Origin of the sequence: Actinomadura sp. WMMB 499, assembly GCF_008824145.1 — a bacterium.
Taxonomy (GTDB): Bacteria; Actinomycetota; Actinomycetes; order Streptosporangiales; family Streptosporangiaceae; genus Spirillospora.
Map to the genome: position 1 here is coordinate 4,563,263 of NZ_CP044407.1, position 22,076 is coordinate 4,585,338.

25 protein-coding genes are annotated in these 22,076 nt (G+C 73.5%); 11 read left to right on the forward strand and 14 right to left on the reverse strand.

Annotated elements, in window-relative coordinates; translation table 11 throughout:
• Window positions 1-100: 100 nt before the first annotated feature.
• Together F7P10_RS20040 and F7P10_RS20045 are read left to right on the forward strand one after the other, a co-directional pair.
• Window positions 101-589: a MarR family winged helix-turn-helix transcriptional regulator gene (locus F7P10_RS20040; RefSeq protein WP_151010979.1), complete on the forward strand. Its 489-nt coding sequence runs from the start codon at window positions 101-103 to the stop codon at window positions 587-589.
• Window positions 586-1,866: an MFS transporter gene (locus F7P10_RS20045; RefSeq protein WP_151010981.1), complete on the forward strand. Its 1,281-nt coding sequence runs from the start codon at window positions 586-588 to the stop codon at window positions 1,864-1,866. Before F7P10_RS20040 ends, F7P10_RS20045 begins: the two co-directional genes overlap by 4 nt.
• A gap of 256 nt (window positions 1,867-2,122) precedes the next feature.
• On the opposite strand, the gene argG is transcribed toward F7P10_RS20045, so the two are convergent.
• Complete coding sequence (argG, locus tag F7P10_RS20050; RefSeq protein WP_151010982.1) at window positions 2,123-3,568, reverse strand: argininosuccinate synthase; 1,446 nt, start codon at window positions 3,566-3,568, stop codon at window positions 2,123-2,125.
• A 96-nt stretch (window positions 3,569-3,664) separates the two neighbouring features.
• Between argG and F7P10_RS42505 the strand changes: the two genes are divergently transcribed.
• Window positions 3,665-3,823, forward strand: a complete 159-nt coding sequence (locus F7P10_RS42505; RefSeq protein WP_176611574.1) for a hypothetical protein — start codon at window positions 3,665-3,667, stop codon at window positions 3,821-3,823.
• Window positions 3,824-4,111: 288 nt separating this feature from the next.
• Entirely contained in the window at window positions 4,112-4,864 is a 753-nt protein-coding gene (locus tag F7P10_RS20055) for a peptidoglycan recognition family protein (RefSeq protein WP_151010985.1), read from the forward strand.
• A 120-nt stretch (window positions 4,865-4,984) separates the two neighbouring features.
• Here F7P10_RS20055 and F7P10_RS20060 read toward each other — a convergent pair whose 3' ends face one another.
• From F7P10_RS20060 to F7P10_RS20075, 4 genes are read right to left on the reverse strand one after another with little or no spacing between them, the layout of a single operon-like run.
• Window positions 4,985-6,181: an ABC transporter permease gene (locus F7P10_RS20060; RefSeq protein ID WP_151010987.1), complete on the reverse strand. Its 1,197-nt coding sequence runs from the start codon at window positions 6,179-6,181 to the stop codon at window positions 4,985-4,987.
• A complete protein-coding gene (locus tag F7P10_RS20065; RefSeq protein ID WP_151010988.1) occupies window positions 6,178-6,870 on the reverse strand; it encodes an ABC transporter ATP-binding protein in 693 nt (230 codons plus the stop codon). Before F7P10_RS20065 ends, F7P10_RS20060 begins: the two co-directional genes overlap by 4 nt.
• On the reverse strand, window positions 6,867-7,946 hold the full coding sequence (locus tag F7P10_RS20070) for a peptidoglycan-binding protein (protein ID WP_218040586.1): 1,080 nt from the start codon (window positions 7,944-7,946) through the stop codon (window positions 6,867-6,869). The genes F7P10_RS20065 and F7P10_RS20070 overlap by 4 nt, the downstream gene beginning before the upstream one ends.
• Window positions 7,931-8,464, reverse strand: a complete 534-nt coding sequence (locus tag F7P10_RS20075; protein ID WP_151010990.1) for a hypothetical protein — start codon at window positions 8,462-8,464, stop codon at window positions 7,931-7,933. Before F7P10_RS20075 ends, F7P10_RS20070 begins: the two co-directional genes overlap by 16 nt.
• Before the next feature lie 109 nt (window positions 8,465-8,573).
• Here F7P10_RS20075 and F7P10_RS20080 point away from each other — a divergent pair, with 109 nt between their 5' ends.
• Window positions 8,574-9,239, forward strand: a complete 666-nt coding sequence (locus F7P10_RS20080) for a response regulator transcription factor (protein WP_151010991.1) — start codon at window positions 8,574-8,576, stop codon at window positions 9,237-9,239.
• The gene (locus F7P10_RS20085) at window positions 9,236-10,417 is read left to right on the forward strand and encodes a HAMP domain-containing sensor histidine kinase (protein WP_151010994.1); all 1,182 of its coding nucleotides are present in this window, start codon (window positions 9,236-9,238) and stop codon (window positions 10,415-10,417) included. The genes F7P10_RS20080 and F7P10_RS20085 overlap by 4 nt, the downstream gene beginning before the upstream one ends.
• 23 nt (window positions 10,418-10,440) lie before the next feature.
• Here the strand turns inward: F7P10_RS20085 and F7P10_RS20090 are convergent, their stop codons facing one another.
• Window positions 10,441-11,481, reverse strand: a complete 1,041-nt coding sequence (locus tag F7P10_RS20090; RefSeq protein ID WP_151010995.1) for a cell wall metabolism sensor histidine kinase WalK — start codon at window positions 11,479-11,481, stop codon at window positions 10,441-10,443.
• Between the two features lie 135 nt (window positions 11,482-11,616).
• Here F7P10_RS20090 and F7P10_RS20095 point away from each other — a divergent pair, with 135 nt between their 5' ends.
• Entirely contained in the window at window positions 11,617-12,198 is a 582-nt protein-coding gene (locus F7P10_RS20095; protein WP_151010996.1) for a TetR/AcrR family transcriptional regulator, read from the forward strand.
• Window positions 12,199-12,270: 72 nt separating this feature from the next.
• Here F7P10_RS20095 and F7P10_RS20100 read toward each other — a convergent pair whose 3' ends face one another.
• Window positions 12,271-13,134 carry an oxidoreductase gene (locus tag F7P10_RS20100; RefSeq protein WP_151010997.1) on the reverse strand — a complete coding sequence of 288 codons (864 nt, stop codon included), beginning with the start codon at window positions 13,132-13,134 and terminating at the stop codon, window positions 12,271-12,273.
• Between F7P10_RS20100 and F7P10_RS20105 the strand changes: the two genes are divergently transcribed.
• On the forward strand, window positions 13,109-14,152 hold the full coding sequence (locus F7P10_RS20105) for a LysR family transcriptional regulator (protein WP_218040587.1): 1,044 nt from the start codon (window positions 13,109-13,111) through the stop codon (window positions 14,150-14,152). The genes F7P10_RS20100 and F7P10_RS20105 overlap by 26 nt on opposite strands.
• Window positions 14,153-14,403: 251 nt before the next feature.
• Here the strand turns inward: F7P10_RS20105 and F7P10_RS20110 are convergent, their stop codons facing one another.
• Genes F7P10_RS20110 through F7P10_RS42510 form a run of 3 tightly spaced genes read right to left on the reverse strand, consistent with a single transcriptional unit; the run spans window position 14,404 to window position 17,569 of the window.
• Window positions 14,404-15,729, reverse strand: coding sequence for an MFS transporter (locus F7P10_RS20110; RefSeq protein WP_254716712.1), 1,326 nt, complete (start codon window positions 15,727-15,729; stop codon window positions 14,404-14,406).
• On the reverse strand, window positions 15,726-17,363 hold the full coding sequence (locus F7P10_RS20115) for an FAD-dependent oxidoreductase (RefSeq protein ID WP_151010998.1): 1,638 nt from the start codon (window positions 17,361-17,363) through the stop codon (window positions 15,726-15,728). Before F7P10_RS20115 ends, F7P10_RS20110 begins: the two co-directional genes overlap by 4 nt.
• 44 nt (window positions 17,364-17,407) lie before the next feature.
• Window positions 17,408-17,569 (reverse strand): hypothetical protein, encoded by a 162-nt coding sequence (locus F7P10_RS42510; RefSeq protein ID WP_176611575.1) that lies wholly within the window; start codon window positions 17,567-17,569, stop codon window positions 17,408-17,410.
• A gap of 77 nt (window positions 17,570-17,646) precedes the next feature.
• On the opposite strand from F7P10_RS42510, the gene F7P10_RS20120 reads away from it, so the two are divergent.
• Window positions 17,647-18,012 (forward strand): metalloregulator ArsR/SmtB family transcription factor, encoded by a 366-nt coding sequence (locus tag F7P10_RS20120; protein ID WP_151011002.1) that lies wholly within the window; start codon window positions 17,647-17,649, stop codon window positions 18,010-18,012.
• A 33-nt stretch (window positions 18,013-18,045) separates the two neighbouring features.
• Here the strand turns inward: F7P10_RS20120 and F7P10_RS20125 are convergent, their stop codons facing one another.
• Window positions 18,046-19,149, reverse strand: coding sequence for an NAD(P)/FAD-dependent oxidoreductase (locus F7P10_RS20125; RefSeq protein ID WP_151011005.1), 1,104 nt, complete (start codon window positions 19,147-19,149; stop codon window positions 18,046-18,048).
• A gap of 96 nt (window positions 19,150-19,245) precedes the next feature.
• Between F7P10_RS20125 and F7P10_RS44500 the strand changes: the two genes are divergently transcribed.
• Window positions 19,246-19,635: a helix-turn-helix transcriptional regulator gene (locus F7P10_RS44500; protein WP_254716713.1), complete on the forward strand. Its 390-nt coding sequence runs from the start codon at window positions 19,246-19,248 to the stop codon at window positions 19,633-19,635.
• Window positions 19,636-19,837: 202 nt separating this feature from the next.
• Here the strand turns inward: F7P10_RS44500 and F7P10_RS20135 are convergent, their stop codons facing one another.
• The 3 genes from F7P10_RS20135 to F7P10_RS20145 are packed head-to-tail and all read right to left on the reverse strand — an operon-like array spanning window position 19,838 to window position 21,626.
• A complete protein-coding gene (locus tag F7P10_RS20135) occupies window positions 19,838-20,284 on the reverse strand; it encodes an arsenate reductase ArsC (protein ID WP_151011008.1) in 447 nt (148 codons plus the stop codon).
• A complete protein-coding gene (locus tag F7P10_RS20140) occupies window positions 20,281-20,913 on the reverse strand; it encodes a three-helix bundle dimerization domain-containing protein (protein WP_151011011.1) in 633 nt (210 codons plus the stop codon). The genes F7P10_RS20135 and F7P10_RS20140 overlap by 4 nt, the downstream gene beginning before the upstream one ends.
• Window positions 20,910-21,626: a helix-turn-helix domain-containing protein gene (locus F7P10_RS20145; RefSeq protein ID WP_151011014.1), complete on the reverse strand. Its 717-nt coding sequence runs from the start codon at window positions 21,624-21,626 to the stop codon at window positions 20,910-20,912. The genes F7P10_RS20140 and F7P10_RS20145 overlap by 4 nt, the downstream gene beginning before the upstream one ends.
• A 74-nt stretch (window positions 21,627-21,700) precedes the next feature.
• On the opposite strand from F7P10_RS20145, the gene F7P10_RS20150 reads away from it, so the two are divergent.
• Window positions 21,701-22,015 carry a helix-turn-helix transcriptional regulator gene (locus F7P10_RS20150; protein WP_151011017.1) on the forward strand — a complete coding sequence of 105 codons (315 nt, stop codon included), beginning with the start codon at window positions 21,701-21,703 and terminating at the stop codon, window positions 22,013-22,015.
• Window positions 22,016-22,076 lie beyond the last annotated feature (61 nt).

Consider the following 22,076-nt stretch of genomic DNA (forward strand, 5'->3'; position numbering starts at 1 on the left):
ACCCGCGTCAGCGGCGGCGAGCTCGCAGTCCCCGAGGCCGTCCGGCGAGCCTGACGGCCGCCGTAAAGGGCCTTTATAGGAGCGCTGTTATATTAGCGCTGTGACATCTTCGGATCCCACGGCGCTTCCCGATCCCTGGCACTCCCTGCACGAGCTGCTGGCGGCCATGGACGCTGAGATCGAGCAGGTCTACGTCGAGCGCGGCATCGAAGGCGTACGGCCCCGGTTCGCCTATCCGCTGATCCGGCTCGCCCACACCGGCCCCCTGACCATCCGCGAGCTGGCCAGGTCCCTGCGGCGCTCGCACTCCGCGATCAGCCAGACGGTCGCCGCCATGCGCAAGGAGGGGCTCGTCACCTCCGAGCCGGGGCCCGACGCCCGCACCCGGCGCGTCGACCTGACCGAGCGCGGACGGTCGCTGGTGCCGTTCCTCGAGGCGGAGTGGCGCGCCACCCACGACGCGGTCGCCGAGCTGGACGGCGATATCCCGTATGCGATGACCACCGTCGTCGAGGAAGTGCGGCGGGCGCTGGACCGCCGGTCGCTGCGGCGGCGGATCCTTGATCACCTTGGCGAGCCGCCGCGATGAGCGGGCGTCTCCGCGCCCGTTTCGTCGACACCCGCCCGCTGCACGGCAGCCGGCCGTTCCGTGACCTGTGGATCGGTACTTCCGCCGCCCAACTCGGCGGCCAGATTGCCACCGTGGCGGTGCTGGCCCAGGTCTGGGACCTGACCGGCAGTCCGGTGGCCACCGGCGCCATCGGGCTCGCCAGGGCCGTGCCGATGATTCTGTTCGGGCTGCTCGGCGGCACGCTGGCCGACACCTTCGACCGTCGCAGGGTGGTGCGGATCACCGTCTTGGGCAGCCTGCTCACCGCCGTAGGGCTGTGCGCCCAGGCCCTGGCGGGCAACCGCAGCGTGCTCCTGCTGTTCGCCCTGATCGTCGTGGGGACGAGCTGCAGCGCTCTCGGCGCTCCCGCGCGGCGCACGTTCCCCGTCCGGCTGCTGCCGAGCGACCAGGTCGCGGCGGGCCTCGCGCTGATGAACGTCACCTTCCAGGCGGCGATGCTGGCCGGCCCCGCGCTGGCCGGGCTGATCATCGCCCGCTGGGACTTCCCCGCCGCGTACGCCGCCCAGGCGGTGTCCCTGGCGGTCTCGGCGCTCTCCTTGGTCCGCCTGCCCGCCATGCGGCCGGACGGCGCCGGCGCGACCGGCGGCAAGCGCCCGCCGAAGGGCGGGTGGCGGGTCCTGCGCCGCCCCACACTGTGGGGCTCGATGGCCACCGACGTGTCCGCGACGCTCCTCGCCATGCCCATCGCGCTCTTCCCCCTGGTCAACGAGATCCGCTTCGGCGGGGACCCGCAGACCCTCGGCCTGTTCCTCTCGGCTGTCGCGGTCGGTGGGATCACGGCCGGACTGGTCTCCGGCAGTGTCACGCGGTTGCGCCGTGGCGGCCTGGTACAGATGTCCGCCGCCGCCATCTGGGGTCTGGCGTTGGCCTGTTTCGGCGTGGCGGGACCGTTGTGGCTGGCGTTGGCCTGCCTGGCCGTCGCGGGTGCCGCCGACACCGTGTCAGTCGTTTCCCGAAGTGCCCTGGTTCAGTTGGAGACCCCGGACGCGTACCGGGGCCGGGTCTCCTCGGTAGAGCACGTCATCGGCGTCGCGGGTCCCGAACTCGGCAACTTCCGCGGCGGCCTGGTGGCTTCGGCCACGTCCGCGCCCTTCTCGCTCGTCTCCGGCGGCCTGTCCGCCGTCCTGGCGGTCGCCGCCGTCGCCGCGACCAACGCCCCACTTCGCGCCTACCGCACGCCGTCACCTGCCGAGAAGCAGACCGCCCCCGAAACCGCCACCGAGGCAGCCGGTTAGGCGCTGGTTTCCCGGGGAACCTGCGCGCCGGCGCGCTGACCGCCGAACCCTCGGCACCGTCGAGTCGTCCCACCTCAACCAAGCCCCAACCACAGCGGACGGGAACCACTGCGATTGCGAGCGAAGCCAAGTCCGAGCGAAGCGAGAACTTGATCGCGCAGCGAGCCCCTAGGGCGAGTCGGAGCGATGCAGCAATCGCACCGTAAGGCCCGTTGAAGGAAGGCCCCCTGGGGCCTGACGCCGAGGGTCTTACAAACTAATCCGTGCCGGATTCGATCGCGGCGTGGTCGAGGAGTTCGTCGCCGTCGACCTCGCCGCGCGAGGCGATGGCCTCGGCGCCGCCGGCGGGCATCGCGCCGATCAGGCCGGTCGAGGCGGCCTGGGCGGCGCCGACCAGCGTCGGCTGCGAGGTGCCGACGATGCCGATGCCGGCGTACTGCTCCAGCCGGGCGCGGGAGTCGGCGATGTCGAGGTTGCGCATGGTCAGCTGGCCGATGCGGTCGACGGGCCCGAACGCGGAGTCCTCGGTACGTTCCATCGACAGCTTGTCCGGGTGGTAGCTGAACGCGGGGCCGGAGGTGTCGAGGATCGAGTAGTCCTCGCCGCGCCGCAGCCGCAGCGTCACCTCGCCGGTGACGGCCGTCCCGACCCAGCGCTGCAGCGACTCGCGCAGCATCAGCGCCTGCGGGTCCAGCCAGCGGCCCTCGTACATGAGCCGGCCGAGGCGGCGGCCCTCGTTGTGGTAGGCGGCGAGGGTGTCCTCGTTGTGGATCGCGTTGACGAGCCGCTCGTACGCCGTGTGCAGCAGCGCCATTCCGGGCGCCTCGTAGACGCCGCGGCTCTTGGCCTCGATGACGCGGTTCTCGATCTGGTCGGACATGCCGAGGCCGTGCCGCCCGCCGATCGCGTTGGCCTCCAGCACGAGGTCCACCGGGGAGGCGAACTCCTTGCCGTTGACGGAGACCGGACGGCCGAGCTCGAACCCGATCGTGACGTCCTCGGGGACGATGTCGACCTCGGGGTCCCAGAACCGCACGCCCATGATCGGGTCGACGATCTCGATGCCCGCGTCGAGGTGCTCGAGGGACTTCGCCTCGTGCGTCGCGCCCCAGATGTTGGCGTCGGTCGAGTAGGCCTTCTCGGTGCTGTCCCGGTAGGGGAGGCCGCGGGCCTGGAGCCATTCGGACATCTCGGTGCGGCCGCCGAGCTCGCCGACGAAGTCGGCGTCGAGCCACGGCTTGTAGATGCGCAGGGAGGGGTTGGCGAGCAGCCCGTACCGGTAGAACCGCTCGATGTCGTTGCCCTTGAAGGTGGACCCGTCGCCCCAGATCTGGACGTCGTCCTCGAGCATCGCGCGGACCAGGAGCGTTCCCGTGACGGCGCGGCCGAGGGGGGTCGTGTTGAAGTACGCGCGCCCGCCGGACCGGATGTGGAACGCGCCGCAGGCCAGCGCGGCGAGGCCCTCCTCGACGAGCGCGGCGCGGCAGTCGACCAGCCGCGCGATCTCCGCGCCGTAGGCGGACGCCCGTCCGGGCACGGACGCGATGTCGGGTTCGTCGTACTGGCCGATGTCGGCGGTGTAGGTGCACGGCACGGCACCCTTCTCGCGCATCCACGCGACCGCGACCGAGGTGTCGAGGCCGCCGGAGAAGGCGATCCCGACACGTTCGCCGACTGGCAGAGAAGTGAGCACCTTGGACATGAGCACAAGTATGCACGACACTGCATGAACATGCAAAATCGGCCGGGTCCGGCCGCCGCGGACACGGTTACGGGCGCGCGGGAGATCATGCGGTCCATGACCGTGGTCGCGGGGCGGTACCGGCTCGTGCGCGAACTCGGCCGCGGCGACATGGGGCGGGCCTGGGAGGCCGCCGTCGATCGGAGCGCGCACGCCGCGACCTGCGCGGCCGCCGCCGGCGCCTACGTTCGCCCGAGCGGCACCGGAGGTGCATAGCCGACATTGTGCCGAAATTCCGCAGGCACTTTGGCAGCTGTTTCCAAGCCGGAGCGGAACCGGCCACTGAACTGCACGAGTGCACCGATCGGCGAATTCAACGCCCTGGCGATGAAGAGTCGGATAACGGGGCGTTCACCTCGACCGTGATAACGAACAACCCTCTCACCAGGCAAAATATCGGTCGCGTTTATCTGCACACTCCATTTACCGAACATGTCTGGCGAAACAGGAACCACGTGAACTATCGTCCCTCAAGATCAAAGTTTTCGGGATCTGGAGGGAATCATGTCGCCGAACATCACCCGCCGGGGCCTGCTCGGCGGCACGGCCGCGGTCGTGGGCGGTGCGCTGCTGGGCCCGGCCGCCGCGGCATCGGCGCGGACCACGGCGGAGGCCGCGCCGCGCCTCTACACCCGGGCGGAGTGGCGGGCGCGCGCGCCGAGAGTGGCGGCGACCGTCCTCGACCGGGCTCCGGACCGCATCGTCGTCCACCACACGGCCACACCGAACGCCGCGGACCACTCGCTGGAGCACGCGTTCGGCCTGTCGCGGTCGATCCAGAACTTCCACATGGACTCCAACGGCTGGGACGACACGGGCCAGCAGCTCACGATCAGCCGCGGCGGCCACCTGATGGAGGGCCGCAACCGCAGCCTCCAGGCGATCAACGCCGGGAACCACGTGGTCGGCGCGCACACGGGCGGCCACAACAGCCACACGATCGGCATCGAGAACGAGGGCCTCTACATGACCGAGGCGCCCACCGCCGCGCTGTGGGACGAACTCGTCGCGACGTGCGCGTGGCTGTGCGGGGTCTACGGCCTCGACCCCCGCACGGCGATCGTCGGGCACCGCGACTACAACGCCACCGCCTGCCCCGGCGACACCCTCTACGCGCTCCTCCCGCAGCTCCGCGACCAGGTCGCCGCCGGTCCGGGCGCGGCGCGCCTGAAGGTGACCGCGCGGGTCGAGGCCAGCGGCCTGCCCGGACCGCGCCACCGCTTCGACCACGGCCCCACCGGGACCCCCGCCCGCTGACGGTCGCCGCCGGTCAGGCCGGCCCGGACGGCCCGCGCCCGGCGGCCGCGTCGCCGGGCAGGTTCGGGGGCCGCGGGCGGTGGGGCCGCGGTGGGTCCACCGCCCGCGCGGGCCGCCGGATCAGGCCGCGTGGAGGGCGAGGGTGGGGGACAGCCGCGCGGCGCGGACCGCCGGGTAGAGCCCCGCGAGGGTGCCGATGGCCAGGGTGGCGCCCATCCCTCCGGCCATCGACCAGAGCGGCACCTCCGGCGGCAACCCGGTGGCCGTGGCGTAGCCGAAGGTGGCGGCCGTCCCGAGCACGACGCCCGCCACGCCCCCCAGCCCCGACAGCAGCAGCGACTCGGTGACGAACTGGACCCGGATGTGCCCGCGGGTGGCGCCCAGGGAACGGCGCAGGCCGATCTCGTGCCGCCGCTCCAGCACGGAGATGACCATCGTGTTCGCGACGCCGACGCCCCCGACCAGCAGGGCCACCGCGCCGAGCCCCAGCAGCAGGTCGGTGAAGGCCCCGGTGGCCGCCGCCTTGGCCTGCAGCGCCGCGGACGGGTCGGTGACCCGCACGTCCTGCGGGTTCTCCGGCGCGACCGCGCGGGGCAGCAGGTCGCCCGTCCGTCCGACGGCCCCGTCGGTGGAGCGGACGTAGACCGAGGTCGGGTGCCCGTCGAAGCCGAGGTAGGCGCGGGCGCCGTCCCAGCCGACGAGCGCCGACCGCTCGATCTCCGGGGCGAGCGGCAGCGGGTCCAGGATGCCGATCACCGTGAAGTACCGGCCGCCGATGAACACCTGGGCGCCCGGTTCGCCGACGCCCAGCCGGGCCGCCGCCACCGAGCCGAGGACGACCGCCGGGTAGCGCCCGTTGGCCCGGTCGAGCCACGTCCCCGTCCGGACGCCGCCCCGCAGCGTCTCCAGCAGCCGTCCGGTGGCGGCCTGGACGGCGATGCCGCCGGTCTCCGCCTCGTCGATCCTGTCGGTGCGGCGGACGTTCTGCGGCAGCGAGCCGGTCGCGCCCGCCGACCGGACGCCGTCGATCCGTCCCGCCATCCGCTCCGCGCCCCGCGGCAGCTCGGTCTCCTTCCCGGTGATCATCGACTTCCCGGGCGTGGCCACCAGCAGGTCGGTGCCGAGCCGCTCGAGCTGCCGCACCACGTCGGCCTTGCCGGACGCGGAGATCCCCACGACCGAGATCATCGTCGCGATCCCGATCGCGATGCCGAGGGCCGACAGCACGACCCGCACCGGACGGGCGCGCAGCCCGGCCGAGCCGGTCCGCAGCACGTCCGCGGGGGACAGCCGGGCGGGACGCGGGCGGCGGCTCACCGGCCCGCCTCCGGACCGGCCGCCGCGTCCGCCGCGACGCGGCCGTCGCGGAGCCGGACCCGCCGGGGCAGCGCCGCCGCCAGCTCGCCGTCGTGAGTGATCACCGCGATCGTCGTCCCTTCCGCGTTCAGCGCGGTCAGCAGGTCCAGAACGGCCCGTCCGGAGGCGGTGTCGAGGGCGCCGGTCGGCTCGTCCGCCAGCAGCAGCGCGGGCTCCCCCACGACGGCGCGGGCGATCGCCACGCGCTGCTTCTGCCCGCCCGACAGCTCGTGCGGGCGGTGGGTCGCACGGTCGGCGAGCCCGACCCGCTCCAGCGCCTCCGCCGCCCGGCGCCGCCGGACCCGCAGCGGCGCGCCGCCGTACAGCAGGCCGTCCGCCACGTTGTCCAGCGCCGTGAGCCCGGCCGCCAGGTGGAACGCCTGGAAGACGAACCCCAGGTGCCGCGCCCGCAGCGCCGACAGCTCGCGGTCCGACAGCGCCGCGACGTCGTGCCCGGCGATCCGCACCGACCCGGCGGACGGACGGTCGAGGCTGCCGACGATGTGCAGCAGCGTCGACTTCCCGGACCCGGACGGCCCGACGATCCCGACCAGCTCCCCGGACCGGATCGTCAGGTCCACACCGGCGAGCGCGGACACCCCGCCGGGGTACTCCTTGGACACGCCCGCGAGTTCCACGACGGGGGTCATGGCGACGGCACCTCGACCTTCATGCCCGCGCGGAGCCCGTCCCCGGCGACCTCGACCCGGCCATCACCGAAGATGCCCGGCTCGACCTGGATCGTCCGGGTGCTCGCCCCTTCCACGGCGCGCACCCCGTACCCGCCGCCCGGCAGGGCCAGGAGCGCCTGCACCGGCACCGACAGCACGTCCTCGCGCGTCCGCGTCGTCAGCTCGACCGTCACGGGCGCCCGGTCCACGCGCCCGGTCTCGGCCCCGTCCTCGAGCTCGACCACGACCTTCACCGTGGCCTCACCGTCGCCGCCCTCCTCGTCGTCCCCGGTCGCCGTCGTGCCGACCGAGCGGACGGCGCCCCCCGCGTCCCGTCCGCCCGGCAGCCGCACGGTGACCTCCGTCCCCGGCTCCACCAGGCTCGCCTCGTCCACCCCGAGCTCCATCTCCACGACCCGCTCGGACGTGGTGGTGGTCAGGACGGCCGCGCCCGGCGCGACGCGGTCGCCGACCCCGGCGTCCCGGCTCTCGATCCGGACCGGACCCGCCGCGAACGCGACCTCGCCCAGGGCGACCTTCCCGGTCTCCTCACGGTCGTGGCCGCGCTGCCAGCGGCGCACCGCCGCCGCGGTGGCCCACGTGAACTCGTCGTCCACCGTCACGCCCGCGCCGTGCCCGAGGTCGCGGAGGTTCTCCTCCAGCTGCCGGACGTCCGGCCCCTCGACGCCCTGCTCGAGCGTCCGGTACATCGGACGCTTCCCGTACATCAGGCGCACGGGGATCCCGTCCAGCTCGTAGAGCGCGTCGTCCCGTCCGGCCACGGAGCCGGGGCCGCGCAGCCGCGTGACGACGCCCGCCGCGCCCGCCTTCACGGTCCCCCGGCCCCCGTAACCGAGGGTCCCGCCCACGGACGTGCCGTCGCTGAGGTCGCCGCGCACCACCGGAGCGGTCGACGGCACGGTGCCGGGGGCGTCCGGCCGCCCGTCCTCGCCCGCCGTCGCGGTCACCGCGATCCCGATCCCGGCCACGGCGGCGGCCAGCACCGCCGCCGCGCCCGCGACCGCCTTCCGGCCGCCCCTCACCGGGACCCGCACGCCTCGATGGCCCGGTCGAGCTTCTCCTTCTCCGGCCCGCTCCCCGGCGCCGGCGCCGCCCGCGCCATCCCCTCGCCCCGGTCGAAGTCCGGATCGGGCATGTCGATCCCGTTCTCGCGCATGCACCGCGCGTACGCGAGCATGTCGTCCTTCTCCTTCTGCGTGAGCTCCTTCGGCGCCGGCATCCCGGCCGTCTGGCGGCACTCCTCCATCGCCGCCTCCAGCTCCTGCGGGCTCACCCCGTTCCCGCCGATGGAGACCGCCTGCTCGTTCTCGCCGGGCTTGGGGTCGGGCATGTCGACACCGTGCTCGCGCATGCACCGCGCGAGCTTCAACCGCTGGTCGAGCGACGCCCCGCCGGTCGCGCCCGTCCCGGACCCGCCCGCCGCGCCCGAGCCCGTCCCGTCCGCGCCCGTCCCGCCGGACCGGTCCTCGCCGCCGCACGCGGCGAGGAACGCCAGCCCCGCCAGTCCGATGGCCGCCGCGAACACGCGCGGCCCGCCCCTGCCTGCGATCATGCTGCCTCCCTCGGGTCGATCCGGGGGAAGCGTGACCCGAGAGGCGATTTCGGTTCTTTAACCGCCGGCCTTATCTTTCCGAAATGCCGCGTCCGCTACACCTGAGCGCATGCGAGTACTACTTGCCGAGGACGAGGAGTACCTGGCGGAGCTGATCTCCGACGGGTTGCGCGCCCAGGCGATCGCCACCGACGTCGCCCACGACGGCGCCGCCGCGCTCCGCCGGTTCGACGCGATGGACTACGACGTCCTCATCCTGGACCGGGACCTGCCCGAGGTCCACGGCGACGAGGTGTGCCGCCGCGTCGTCCGCAGCGGGCGGCCCACCCGGATCCTGATGCTCACCGCCTCCGGCACCGTCCGGGACCGGGTCGACGGGCTCGGCCTCGGCGCCGACGACTACCTCGGCAAACCGTTCTCCTACGACGAGCTCGTCGCGCGCGTCCTCGCGCTCGGCCGCCGCTCCCGCCCCGCCCTCCCGCCGGTCATCGAGCACGCCGGCATCACCCTGGACGTCTCCCGCCGCCAGGCCCACCGGAACGGGCGCCGCCTCGACCTGTCGCCCAAGGAGTTCGCGGTGCTGGAGACGCTGATGCGCGCGGACGGCGCGGTCGTCCACACCGACGAGCTGATCGAGCAGGTGTGGGACGAGCACATCAGCTACAACTCCAACGCCGTCCGCGTCACCGTCAGCAAGCTGCGCGGCAAGCTCGGCCCGCCCCGCGCGGTCGAGACCGTGTCCGGCGCCGGATACCGGATCCGGACCGGCGCATGAGGCTCACCGTGCGCGCGCGGCTCACCCTCCTGTACGGCTCGCTGCTGCTCACCGCGGGCGGCGCCCTGATCACCGCGGTCTACGTCCTGATGCGGCGGGCCCTGGACGCCACGCTCGGGCAGGCGATCAGCGCGGCGATCCCGGCGAGCTCCTGGGGGAAGACCGGACGGGCCACGCCCATCATGCCCACGCGTCCGCTCGGGGACGACCCGACCGCGCGGCCGTCCAGCCTGTCCGTCACGACCGAGCGCGTCACGGGCGCCGCGCAGGACACCGCCCTCCAGCAGCTCCTGCTCTGGTCGCTGGCCGCGCTGGCGGCGTTCGCGGTGCTGTCGATGCTGCTGGCCTGGTGGATGTCCGGCCGGGTGCTGCGACCCGTCCACACCATCACCGCGACCGCCCGGCGGCTGTCCGGCGAGAACCTGCACGAGCGCATCGCGCTGGAGGCCCCGCCCGGCGAGCTCAAGGACCTCGCCGACACCTTCGACGCCATGCTCGACCGGCTGGAGGGCCTCGTCGCAGCGCAGCAGCGGTTCGTCGCGGGCGCCGCGCACGAGCTGCGGACGCCGCTGGCCGTGCAGCGGGCCGCGCTGGAGATCGGCCTCGCCGGCGCGACCCCCGAGAAGGTCGAGCGCGTCCGGACCCGCCTGCTCGACGTCGCCGACCGCAGCGAACGCCTGATCGAGGGGCTCCTGCTGCTGTCCACGAGCGACCAGGGCCTGGACCGTCCCGAACGCGTCGCCGTCGCCGAACTCGTCACCGCCGTCGCCGAGGAGCACGCCGCCGACGCCCGCGAGTACGGCATCGACATCCGCACGCGCGTGGAACCCCTGCACGTCCAGGGCGACCCGACCCTCCTGCGGCACCTGGTCCGCAACCTGCTCGAGAACGGCCTGCGCTACAACACGCCCGGCGGCCGGGTCGACCTCCGCCTCGACCGGGACGGCCTGCGCGTCGTCAACACGGGCCCGCCGGTGCCCGCCGACGCCGTCCCCCACCTGTTCGAGCCGTTCCGCCGCCGGCGCCCGCGGCGCAGCGCGCCGGGCGAAGGGACCGGGCTGGGCCTGTCCATCGTCGCCTCGATCGCCCGCGCCCACGGCGGCCGGGCGACCGCCCGTCCCGGCCCGGAGGGCGGCCTGGACGTCCGCGTCTCGCTACCCGAACCCGCCGACCGGTGACCGGGGCCCGCCGCCCGGCCGGTTCAGCCGGCCTCGGTGTCCAGGGGCACGCGCAGGACCATGCGGGTTCCGGCGGGACGGTCGGCGACGTGCAGGGTGCCGTGGTGGGCGAGGGCGGTCTGGCGGGCGATCGACAGGCCGAGGCCGGTGCCGTCGGGGTCGGCCCGGCGCGCGTCCGGGCGGCGGTAGAAACGGCGGAAGACCGCCTCGCGCTCGTCCGGGGGGATGCCGGTGCCGTCGTCGGTGACGTCCAGGACGGCGTCGCCGCCGTCGGTGGCCATCGACACCTCGATCGCCTCGCGGGCGTGGCGGTCCGCGTTGGCCGGCAGGTTGGCCACCAGCCGGACCAGCCGGGACCGGGAACCGCGCACCACGGCGGGACGGTCGAGGCGGGCGGCGACGGCGTGCCGGCAGGACTGCCCGGCCAGGATCTCCCGCACCAGTACGGCAAGGTCGATCGGTTCGGTACGCACGGGAGAGCCCGCGTCGAGGCGGGCGAGTTCGAGCAGGTCGGAGACGATGTCGCCGAGCCGCTGGGCGTCGTCCAGGGCGGCGTGCAGGACCTGGCGGGAATCTGCTTCGGGATCGGCGAGGGCGGCCTCCAGCCGGGTCCGCAGCCCGGTCAGCGGGTTGCGCAGGTCGTAGGAGGCGTCGGCGACCTCCTGGCGGCTGGCCGCGGCCTCCCGCCGGGTGTCGGCGACCTCCCGCTCCTGCCGCCGGACCGTCTCCCTCAGCTCCGCGGCGGCCCGGCGCTCCGTCGCCTGGACGGCGCGGAGCCGCTCGTTGACCTCCCGCACCTGCTGGGCGCGTACGTACAGCTCGGCCTCCACGGCCTCGTGCCCCGCTGGCGGGTGCGCGGTGTCGGACGGGTGGCGGCCGCGGAGGTGGTCGACGAACGCGGTGACGTCCTTGGTGTGGTGGATGAGCAGGACGACGTTCCCGTCCGCGTCGAGCAGCGGTGCGGTGATCGCGCTCCAGTACCGGACCTGGAACTCGCCCGGCCGGTCGGGGTCCTCGACGTCGAAGCGGGCGACCGGGAGGACGTCGGGCTCTCCGGCGGCCATGACCCGCTCCGCCGACGCGCGCCAGCACCGCGCGTTCGCGCTGTGGGCACCACGTATCCGGTGATGATGACGGCCACGGCCGCGATGACCCGTGCCCTGCCAATACGGCACGTGCCGTGCCCTAAGGTGGGCGGCATGACCGACCAGCGCGCCGCCCGCGCCGCCGACCGGACCGAGACGATCATGCGGACCGCGCTCGACCTGGCCCGCGAAACCGGCTACGCCAAGCTCAGCATCGAGGCCGTCGCGGCCCGCGCCGGCGTCGGCAAGCACACCGTCTACCGCCGCTGGCCCTCCAGAGGGCTGCTGTTCCTGGACGCGGTGCTCAGCCTCAACACCGCGAGCCTGGAGCACCCCGACACCGGCGACGTCGTGGCCGATCTGCGCGCGGTGATGACCAGGGCCGCCGACCTCCTCGGCCGTCCCCCCTGGGGCCCCCTGTACCGGGAGCTCATCGGCGAGGCCCAGCACGACCCCCAGGTCGCCGACGCGCTCGACCGGCGCTTCGTCCAGCCCCAGACCGCCGACACCCTGGCCCGTCTCGAAACCGCCAGAGACCAGGGGCAGATCGCCCCCGACTTCGACCTGGACCTGGCCATGGAGATCCTCTCGGGCCCCCTGTACTACCGGCTGCTGATCACGGGGGAACCTCTGACGCACGCCTACATCGACCGCGTTCTCCGCGCCGTCTTCACCGGGATGAACCCCCGCACGTAGCCCCGCCGGCGGAGCGTCTCGCGACGGCGGCCGGCGGGAAGAGGGCCACGACCGCCAGGATGCGGGCGGTGCTCAGCGGCTCCGCGAGCGCCCGGCGACGGCCGAGCCGACGAGGTCCGTCGACCTGCTGACCTTCTCCCACCGCTCCAGGTCGATACGCAGTTGCTCGTGATGGGCTCGGATGTTGTCCACCGCGTCGTTGCCCAGCGCGAGCCGTAGTGTCGGGTCGGGGTCGTCGACCGCCCGCAGGATCGCCTGGGCGGCCTTGGCCGGATCTCCCGGTTGTGTGCCGTCCATCGTGTCCACGGCCGCTCTGGTGCGGGCGGTGGACACCCGGTATTCGTCGATCGCCTGTGAGCGGTGCATGCGCGGCCCGCCGAACTCGGTGCGGAACGCTCCCGGCTCGACGATGAGGACCCGGACGCCGAAGGGCGCGACCTCCGCGGCCAGTGCCTCCGACACACCCTCGAGTGCGGATTTCGCCGCGCAGTAGGCACCGAAGCCCGGCATGCTCACCTGGCCGCCCATAGAACTCATCTGGACGATCGTGCCACCGCCCTGCCCGCGAAGATGGGGCAGGACCGCTTTGGTCACGGCCACCGCGCCGAAGAACATCACCTCCATCAGCGCCCGCAACTCGGCCATGGCCAGTTCCTCGACGGCGCCGACCGACCCGTGCCCGGCGTTGTTGACGACCACGTCGATCCGGCCGAACGCCGAAAGGGCGGACGTCACCGCTTCGTCGATCGTCGCGGCGTCGGTGACGTCGAGCCTCGCCGTGCGTACCCTGCCGGGCCCCGCCCCGGCGAGGTCGGCGAGCCGCTCGGGCCGCCGCGCCGTCGCCACCACCCGGTCCCCGGCCGCCAGCGCGGCCAGCGCGAGGGCGCGACCGAACCCCGCCGAACATCCAGTGATCAACCACACGCGTCCTGCCATCGAAAAGCTCCTCAATCGGCTCCGCTCCCGGGACCCCAAGGCCCGACACCACTGTCGTGCGCGGCGGCCCGGCCTGGCCAACACGCGTTGCCTGCCGCGGTTACAGTCAGAACCTGTGAGCCTGGAACTACGTCACCTGCGCTATTTCGTGGCCGTGGCCGAGCAGACGAGTTTCACCCGCGCCGCGCACGACCTGCACATCGCGCAGCAGTCCCTGTCCCAGCAGATCACCGTGCTCGAACGCGCCGTCGGCGCGCGGCTGCTGGACCGTGACACCCGCGGCACCCGCTTGACCGAGGCCGGTCGCCTCTTCCTGCCCGAGGCACGGGCCGTCCTCGCCAGGGCGGACGTCGCCGTCGCCACCGCCCGGAGCGCCGCCCTGGGGGAGATCGGCGTCCTTCGCCTGGCCTTCCTCGCCTCCACCGCCAACTCCATGCTGCCGCCGGTCGTGCGAGCGTTCCGGCAGCGGTTCCCCGAGGTCGAAATCACCACCGACGATGTCGACATCGCAACTCTGGTGTCAGGACTGCGCGACGGACGGTACGACGCGGCCTTCACCCGGCCACCGCTCGTCGACGACCTCGCCGGCGTCACTCTGGTCACCGAACCGGTCTGCGCGGTCCTGCCCGACGGCCACCCGCTCGCCGGGCGAACCGGACTGCACCTCAGCGAGTTGGCCGACGAGCCCTGGGTGCTCACTCCCCGCGATTCCTGGGCCCCGTGGCATGACAAGTACGACCGCGACTACCACGACGCCGGATTCGTGCCGAACGTCGTTCAGCGCGCCGCGGGCGTGGCGAATCTCCTCGGCCTGGTCGCCGCAGGGGTCGGGATCACCCGCCTGACCCGCTCGGCGCGCACCATCCGCCGCACCGGCGTCGTGTTCGTTCCTCTCGTCGGCGAGCAGGCCGACACCGTCATGGTGTGGAACCCGCGGCACGACAGACCGGCGGTGCGGAACCTTCTCGACGTGGTGACCGGCCTGGCCACGGCGACCGACCTGACCGAAACCGGATGACCGCGATCCGCCACCAGAAGCACGCCCTGTGAACCGGCTCCGGCCGGCTGAAGCGCTGTCGTGGTCGCTGCGGGCCCGATCGACTTGGTGGAGTCCCGGCCGGTTCGGTCCCCGGGGTCACGGGGGGCGGCCTCCGCAACGACAAAGAACCCCGAAGCTTGCAAGCTTCGGGGTAGTTTCGTCACTGTGGGCTACGACTTTCGTCCGTTCCCCCGTTCGGGGTGGTCGCTGGGGCCTACCAGCACAAGCAGTCAGGGTTTTTCCTGGGGACCTGTTGCGGTGCGTTGCGGAGATGGACTGGGTTCGTTCGGGGATCGCTCAACATTCGCCGGTGCGGTAGGGCGTCGGCTGGTAGAGGTGGGAATGCTGCTGATGGCCAGCAGCACGGCCAGTCCGGTGACGGCGGTGAGGGCGGCGAACAGGGCGGGGTAGCCGCCGAAGGCGGAGGCGAGCGCGGCACCCGCCCACGGCGCGATGGCGCCGGCGATGGTGACGGGTGCGGCCAGGATGCCCGACAGCGAGCCGTAAGCGGTGGTGCCCCAGCGGTCGGAGACGGCGGTGGCCTGCAGCAGGGTGGCGATGCCGCGGGCGGTCCCCGTGAGGACGGCGACGGCGATGAGCAGCGCGACCGGCCCGGGCAGGAAGGCCAGGGCGGCGGTGGTGGCCGCGGACAAGCCGAGGATCCCGGTGGTGCGGGCGCGCAGGCTAGTGCGGCGGACGAGGATCCCGTAGCCGAGGCGTCCTGCGACCTGCCCGACGCCCCCGAGGCCCAGCGCCCACGCCGCGACGGCCGGGGACGCTCCGCGCTCGGTGAGCAGCGGTACGAGGTTCATCAGCCCTGCGTACATCGCGAACGCCGAGAGGGTGAGCGCGGCGGCCAGCATCCAGAACGGCTTGCTGCGCGTGATGTGCCGTACCTGGGGCGATGTGCTGCCGGGAGCGTCCGGCCGGTCGTGCGGCGGGGGCCAGGGGCGGCGCAGTGCGAAGGCGTGCAGGGGAACGGTGACGGCGGCGAGCACGGCGGCCAGGACCAGGTACACGCCGCGCCAGTCCAGATGGTCGGCCAGTGCACTGGTAAGGGGCGCGAACACGGTGCTCGCCAGGCCTGCGACGAGGGTGAGGGTGGTGAGCGCGGTGAGGTGCCGGGGTCCGTAGTAGCGGGTGAGGGCTGCGAAGGCGGGCTGGTAGAGCACGGCGGACATCGCGATTCCGGCCACGAGCCAGGCGGCGGCGAACCAGGCGAGCGACGGCGCGACGGCCAGGCCGACGACCGAGCCGGTGGCCAGGACGGAGCCGGCGGTCATCAGCAGGTGCGGGCCGCGGCGGTCCAGCCATCGTCCGACGGGGATGCCGGCGATGGCCGCGACGACGAGTGCGGCGGAGAACGCCGCGGTGATCGCGGGCGTGGACCAGCCGGTGTCGGTGGTGATGGCGGAGGACAGCACGGGGAAGGCGTAGTAGAGGACGCCCCAGCTGGTGATCTCGGTGACGCACAGGGCGATCAGGACGCCGCGCAGGTGCCGGCCGGTCCCGGCGGTCGGAGCCGCCGGGACCGACGTCGAGGACGTGGAACTCACGGGCGGGTTCGGGCCTCGCCGCGTTCGGCGTCGCCCGAGTGGCCGTGGACGTGCCCGGTGGCGAACCCGAGCCCGGCGGGTGCACCGACGCCGATCGTGACCGGTTCCGGGGCGCCGCAGCACGAGGACGCCGCCTCCTGTTCGGTGGGCCGGGGGGCCGTTTCGGTGGAGCACGAGGTGCCGCAGCCGCCGTCCTGTGCTCCCGGCGGGAGGTCGTCGGTGACCGGGTCGGTGGAGCACACGCCGGTCTCGGGCAGGTCGAGGTGGACGGTGTCGGCGGCCTCGCGGTCCCCGGCGAGCGCGGCGACGATGGAGCGGACCTGCTCGTATCCGGTGGCCATGAGGAACGTCGGGGCGCGGCCGTAGCTCTTCATCCCGGCCAGGTAGAAGCCGGTCTCGGGGTGGGCGAGGTCGCGTTCGCCGTGCGGCGGGACGGTACCGCAGGAGTGGAAGTTCGGGTCGATCATCGGCGCGAGCTTGACCGGGGCTTCGGTCGCGGGGTCGAGCTCGACGCGGACCTCGCGGAGCATGTCCCGGTCGGGCCGGAACCCGGTGGCGGCCACGATCGTGTCGGCGGTGACGGCGCGTTCCCCCTCCGCCGTCGTACCGATGACGGTGACCGGGTCAGCCCCTTCGAGGCGGGTGATGGTGAAGCCGCGGACCAGTTCGATCTTCCCGGCCTCGACGGCCTGCTCGAGGCGGGTGCCCAGCGCGCCGCGGGCGGGGAGCCCGTCGGCGTCGCCGCCCCCGTACAGGCGGGCGACGGAGTCGCCGCGGACCGCCCACGTGACGCGGGTGCCGGGTGCGTCGTGGGCGAGTTCGGCCAGCGCGAGGAGGGTGTTCGCGGCCGAGTGGCCCATGCCGACCACCAGCGCGTGCCGTCCGGCGAAGCGGGCGCGGTCGCGGCCGAGGACGTCCGGGAGCGGGCCGGTGATGCGGTCGGCGACCTGCGCCTCGCCGGGCGCGGGCAGCCCGGAGTGCCCAAGGGGGTTGGTGTTGCCCCAGGTGCCGGACGCGTCGATGACGGCGCGGGCGTCGATGTCGCGGACCGTCCCGCCTGCCTCCCGGATGCGCACCATGAGCGGGCGCTCCTCGCGGCCGATCGTCCGGGTGGCATCGACGCCGCGGCGGGTGACGGCGAGGACGCGGCTGCCGGTGCGGACCCGTCCGTCCAGTGCGGGCACACGGGACAGGGGCAGGAGGTAGCGGTCGACGAGCTCGTCCCCGGTCGGCAGGTGGCCGGGGTCGGGGAGCGACCAGCCGGCGGGCTCCAGCAGGCGGCGCGCGGCGGCGTCGGTGTCGTAGCGCCACGGCGAGAACAGCCGGACATGGCCCCACTCGCGGATCGCCGCGCCGACCTCGTCGCCCGCTTCGAGCACGAGGAAGTCGAGCCCGCGTTCGGCCAGGTGCGCGGCGGCGGCCAGCCCGACCGGCCCGGCCCCGATCACCACGACCGGCAGCTCCCGCCGGCCGTCCTGCTCGGCGACGCAGCCGCAACCGGCATCGGTCTTGGCCTCGTGGGCGGTGACGCCCGGGGTCAAGGGCTGCTCGGCGTCGGTGCAGCAGGCGCTCACGCCGCAGCAACCGTTCTGTCCGGTCGTGCTGAGGTTCTGCGGATCGTTGTCGGTACTCATCGCTGACTCCTTTGTCGTGGTGGGACGGTGCCGGTTGCTGCCGCTCAGAAGCGGGCGCGGTGCACCGCGGTGGCGACCCGGCCTCGGTGGGCGGCCGAGCGGCAGGCGCGGGTGCAGACCTCGCCGCGTTCGTCTCGGAAGGTGATCTGCCCGGTGCGCGGACGGCCGGTGCCGTGGGCGGCGATGCGGGCGAGCAAAGCCTTCACCCAGACCTCCTGATTCGAAATGCGTCTAAGCAGTCCCGAGTTTGCCTCCCCGCCTAGATGGGTGTCAAATTAGATGCATGTCTAAGTTGCACGAAGTGCGCGGGCTCGCCGATGGAGTGTGCTGTGCGCCGCTGAGCGGCTCGGCCATGAGCGAGGACGATGCGGCCGAGCTGGCCGGGGTGTTCAAGGCGCTGGCCGACCCGGTCCGGCTGCGGCTGCTGAACATGATCGCCTCGGCCGAGGGCGGCGAGGCGTGCGTCTGTGATCTGACCGGGCCGTTCGAGCTGTCGGGGCCGACGATCTCTCATCATCTGAAGGTGCTGCGCAACGCCGGTCTCATCGAGGGCGAGCGGCGCGGGACGTGGGTGTACTACCGGGCGGTCTCCGAGAGGCTGACCCGCCTGTCGGGTCTGTTCGCGCTGCCGGCCCTCGCCGGCAACTGATCCCGCGTCCGCTCCTCGGGGCGGCGCGGGACGTCAAGTCGCCGCCTGCGCGATCGCCTTCTTATCGGTTCGGGCTTGCTTGAGCAGCCGGGTCAGGACGTGGCGGGCGTCGGCGCCCACGCCGCGCAGCGTCGCCGAGGCGAACGAGCGCTGCCACTCCAGTCCGACGTATCCCAGCCCCGGGGACGTGGTCGAGACGCCGCCGCGATGGCGCGGCAGCCCGCCGTCGTCCAGGGCGCCGAGGTCGGCCAGATAGTCCACGCCGGGCCGGTAGCCGGTCGCCAGGAGCACGACGTCGACGTGCTCGCGCGTGCCGTCGTCCCAGACGATCTGATCACCGTCCAGCCGCGTGAACATCGGGCGGCGGTCGGGATTGCCGGTCGCGATGGTGTCGCGGTAGGTGCCGGTGTCCATGACCGGGGTGCCCTTGCCGCCGGTCAGCAGCGGCCTGGCCCACCCGGCGGAGTCCAGGCCGGTGCGCTGGAACCAGATGTGCACGTCCCGTCCGGCGATGCGCTGCGGCATGAAGCGCAGCGGATGCCGCGTGGCCAGCGTGACGTCGGCGACCGCTGCGAGCTCGATGGCGATCTGCACCGCGGAGTTCCCGCCGCCCACGATCACCACCCGTTTGCCCGCCAGCGGCTCGGGACGCCGGTAGTCGGACGAGTGCAGCACCGTCCCCGTGAAGGAGTGCAGGCCTGCGAGCGCCGGACGGTGCGGGCGGCTGAAGGCCCCCGTCGCCGCGACCACCAGCGGCGCGACCAGCTCCTCCCCTCCGGAGACGACGACCCGGAACCCGTCCCCGTCCCGCGTGGTGGCGCCCCGGTCGACTCGTTCGACGCGATGCCCGGTGCGGACGTCGGCGTCCAGGCGTTCCGCATAGCCGGACAGGTACGCCGCGACCTCGTCCCGTGTCGGGTAGCCGTCGGGATCGCCCGGGAACTCGGCGCCGGGCAGGGCGCTGCGGCGGGCGGGGGAGAACAGGGTGAGGCTGTCGTAGTAGTGCGGCCACGACCCCTCGGCCCGGTCGGCCTCCAGAACGACCGGCGCCAGGCCCAGGTCGCGGGCGACGCGGGCCGTCGCCAGCCCTGCCTGCCCGCCACCGATGACGATCAGCGATGCGGTGTGCGTGCTCATACCCGCAACATATCGCTACTTTCTTATATGTCAATATGACGATGTGTCGCGTAGGATGGGAGGCGGCGTCCGGACCGGAGGACGGGGAGGAACCGGGTGACGACACAGCATGTGGCCGCAGGCACGGCAGAGCCGGATACACCGGTCGCGAACGGCGACCGGGGCGAGTCCCCGGCCGGGTGCGGTGTCGCCGCGTCGCTCGGCCCCGGGGCGCGCGAGTTCCTGAAGGCGCTGGCCAGCGAGCAGCGGCAGCAGATGCTGGAACTGTTCACCGGCGGCGTCGAGATCACCGTGGGCGCGGTCGCCGAACGGCTCGGCGTCGCGCAGCCGACGGCGTCCCAGCAGCTCGCGATCCTGCGCCGGGGCGGCCTGCTCACCTCCCGCCGGGTCGGCAAGCAGGTCCACTACCGCATCGACTCCGCCGCCGTCGACGCGTCCCTCGCCGAGCTGCGGACGTACCTGCACGCCTGCTGCCCGCCGCCGTAGAACGAGGGATCCGGCTGACGGCGGGTGCGCGCCGAACATGCGCGCGGACCATGAGCAGCCGCCACCGCAAGGCCCTCAAGGTTCCCCAGGGCATGGCGGCGGCACGCGCCGGGACGGCTGCCGCGAGAGGCTCGGGCACAGTCGAGGGTGCGCCGGCGTTCCTGGCGTTGGCGGCCGACGTCCCGCCCCGGCGACACGGCGGTCAGGGGCCGGTCAGTTCGCCGATCAGCGCCTCGATCCGGGTGCGGATCTCGTCGCGGATGGGCCGGACGGCGTCCACACCCCGGCCGGCGGGGTCGTCGAGTTTCCAGTCGAGGTAGCGCTTGCCGGGGAAGACGGGGCAGGTGTCGCCGCAGCCCATGGTGATGACCACGTCGGACGCCCGCACCGCGTCGACCGTGAGGATCTTGGGCGACTCGGCGGAGACGTCGATGCCCTCCTCCGCCATCGCCTGCACGACCGCCGAGTTCACCCGGTCGGCCGGCTCGGACCCGGCCGACCGCACCTCGACGGCGTCCCCGGCCAGGTGGGCGAGGTAGGCGGCCGCCATCTGCGAGCGTCCGGCGTTGTGGACGCACACGAACAGCACGCTGGGCTTGCCGGACGTCTCGGAGGCGTCGGTCTCGGTGGTCGCGGGGCTCTCGGTCATGGGTTCTCCTCGTGCCGGATGGTGGTGAGCAGGTCGGTGACGAGCAGGTCGAGCTCGTCGCGGATGCGGCGGACCTCGGTCAGGGGTCGTCCGGCGGGGTCGGGGACCGTCCAGTCGAGGTAGCCGATGCCGGGCAGCACCGGGCACGCGCCGCCGCAGCCGAGGGTGATCACCAGGTCGGCCGCCGCGACCAGTTCGTCGGTCAGCGGTTTGGGGAACTCCGGGGACAGATCGACCCCGAGCTCCTGCATCGCCTCGACGATGACGAGTTCGAGTTCGGCGGCGGGCGCGGTCCCCGCGCTGCGGGCGTGCAGCCGCCCGGCACCGCGGACCGCGGCCAGCGCGGCGGCCATCTGCGAGCGGCCCGCGTTCCCGGAACAGACGAACAGCACCTCCGGCACCGGTTTGCCGCGGCGCCCCTCGGCCTGGGCGAGCGCGGTCAGCCGCTCGGCGGCGAACCGTTCGGCGAGCACGACCAGATGGGCGTCGACGCGCGAGGTCGCCCGCAGCCGCTCGTGGGAATCGGCGACCAGCCGTCCGATCGTCTCGGCGGAGGCGAGCCCGTGGAACCGGGCCGCAAGGCGCGCCGCGATCCGCTCGAACACCGCCCGCTCACCGGTCCCGTTCACGCCGGTCTCCCGGGAGCGGCCGTGTCCACGGCCGCGGCGAGCCGCCCGACGCGGTGCCGGATGAGCGCCAGCGCCTCCTCGAATGCCGCGCCGGTGTCTGCGGGCACCGGATCGGGAACCGACCAGTGCAGGCGCTCCGCCCTCGTTCCGGCGGAACGCCGGTCCAGGTGCTCGTGGGCGTTGTCGCACACGGCGACGACGAGGTCGCCGGGCTCCAGGACGTCCCGGACGTGCGCGGTGCCCCCGGTCACCAGGTGGAGCCCGTGAGCCCGCGCGGTGGTGACCGTCCGTGGATGGACGTGCGGGCTCGGCCGGGTCCCCGCCGAGGCCGCGGGCACCGGGCTGCGCTGTGTCCACAGCGCGGCTGCGAGCTGGGACCGCGCCGAGTTGTGCGTGCACACGAACACCACGCGGGAGGGCCGGGGCAGGCCCTGGACGGCCGCGGGCACCAGGCCGTCCAGCGTCTCGGGGATCAGACGGACGTAGCTGCGTCGACGATCGGCCTCCGAGCGGCCCCGGACGACCAGACCCGCCCGCTCCAGCACCCCGAGGTGATGCGCCAGCAGGTTGGAGGGCAGGTCGAGCCGCGCGCCGAGCTCCTTCGGCGAGACGTCCTGCAGCGCCAGGGCGTCCACCATCGCCAGCCGGACCGGTTCGGCGAGTGCGGCGTGCACGGCCGCCCGCCGCACCAGGCTTGATTGCTCAGCATGCATTGAGTCAATGTAAATTGAGGCAATCCTGTCGGTCAAGCAGCGGGGCATCCGGGCACAGCAGCTATCATCAGCTCGTGCTGATATCAACGGATGCTGATGTGGTGCGGGCTCTGGCCGACCCGTTGCGCGCCCGGATAGTGGAACTGCTGGCGGACGAGGCGCTGTGCGTCTGCCACCTGGTCGAGGAGACCGGCGCCCGGCAGACCAACATCTCCAACCATCTGCGCGTCCTGCGCGACACCGGACTGGTGGAGACCGAGCCCTGCGGCCGGTTCACCTACTACCGGCTCCGGCCCGAACCGCTGCGGGCCGCGTCCGCCCGGCTCGCCGACCTGGCCGGCGCCGCCGAGGCCGCCCGCGCCCAGACCCGGAAGAGGCCCTGCCCGTGACGAGCGCTCCCACCACCGACGCACCCGAAGCCGGGCTGGTCGGCAGGCTGTCCACCCTCGA

Bases quoted from the DNA above. Each gene is read 5' to 3' on its own strand.
- F7P10_RS20045 (WP_151010981.1), top strand. From the start codon at position 586: ATGAGCGGGCGTCTCCGCGCCCGTTTCGTCGACACCCGCCCGCTGCAC.
- argG (WP_151010982.1), bottom strand. From the start codon at position 3,568: ATGTCCAAGGTGCTCACTTCTCTGCCAGTCGGCGAACGTGTCGGGATC.
- F7P10_RS42505 (WP_176611574.1), top strand. From the start codon at position 3,665: ATGACCGTGGTCGCGGGGCGGTACCGGCTCGTGCGCGAACTCGGCCGC.
- F7P10_RS20055 (WP_151010985.1), top strand. From the start codon at position 4,112: ATGTCGCCGAACATCACCCGCCGGGGCCTGCTCGGCGGCACGGCCGCG.
- F7P10_RS20065 (WP_151010988.1), bottom strand. From the start codon at position 6,870: ATGACCCCCGTCGTGGAACTCGCGGGCGTGTCCAAGGAGTACCCCGGC.
- F7P10_RS20075 (WP_151010990.1), bottom strand. From the start codon at position 8,464: ATGATCGCAGGCAGGGGCGGGCCGCGCGTGTTCGCGGCGGCCATCGGA.
- F7P10_RS20080 (WP_151010991.1), top strand. From the start codon at position 8,574: ATGCGAGTACTACTTGCCGAGGACGAGGAGTACCTGGCGGAGCTGATC.
- F7P10_RS20085 (WP_151010994.1), top strand. From the start codon at position 9,236: ATGAGGCTCACCGTGCGCGCGCGGCTCACCCTCCTGTACGGCTCGCTG.
- F7P10_RS20090 (WP_151010995.1), bottom strand. From the start codon at position 11,481: ATGGCCGCCGGAGAGCCCGACGTCCTCCCGGTCGCCCGCTTCGACGTC.
- F7P10_RS20095 (WP_151010996.1), top strand. From the start codon at position 11,617: ATGACCGACCAGCGCGCCGCCCGCGCCGCCGACCGGACCGAGACGATC.
- F7P10_RS20100 (WP_151010997.1), bottom strand. From the start codon at position 13,134: ATGGCAGGACGCGTGTGGTTGATCACTGGATGTTCGGCGGGGTTCGGT.
- F7P10_RS20115 (WP_151010998.1), bottom strand. From the start codon at position 17,363: ATGAGTACCGACAACGATCCGCAGAACCTCAGCACGACCGGACAGAAC.
- F7P10_RS20120 (WP_151011002.1), top strand. From the start codon at position 17,647: ATGTCTAAGTTGCACGAAGTGCGCGGGCTCGCCGATGGAGTGTGCTGT.
- F7P10_RS20125 (WP_151011005.1), bottom strand. From the start codon at position 19,149: ATGAGCACGCACACCGCATCGCTGATCGTCATCGGTGGCGGGCAGGCA.
- F7P10_RS20135 (WP_151011008.1), bottom strand. From the start codon at position 20,284: ATGACCGAGAGCCCCGCGACCACCGAGACCGACGCCTCCGAGACGTCC.
- F7P10_RS20145 (WP_151011014.1), bottom strand. From the start codon at position 21,626: ATGCATGCTGAGCAATCAAGCCTGGTGCGGCGGGCGGCCGTGCACGCC.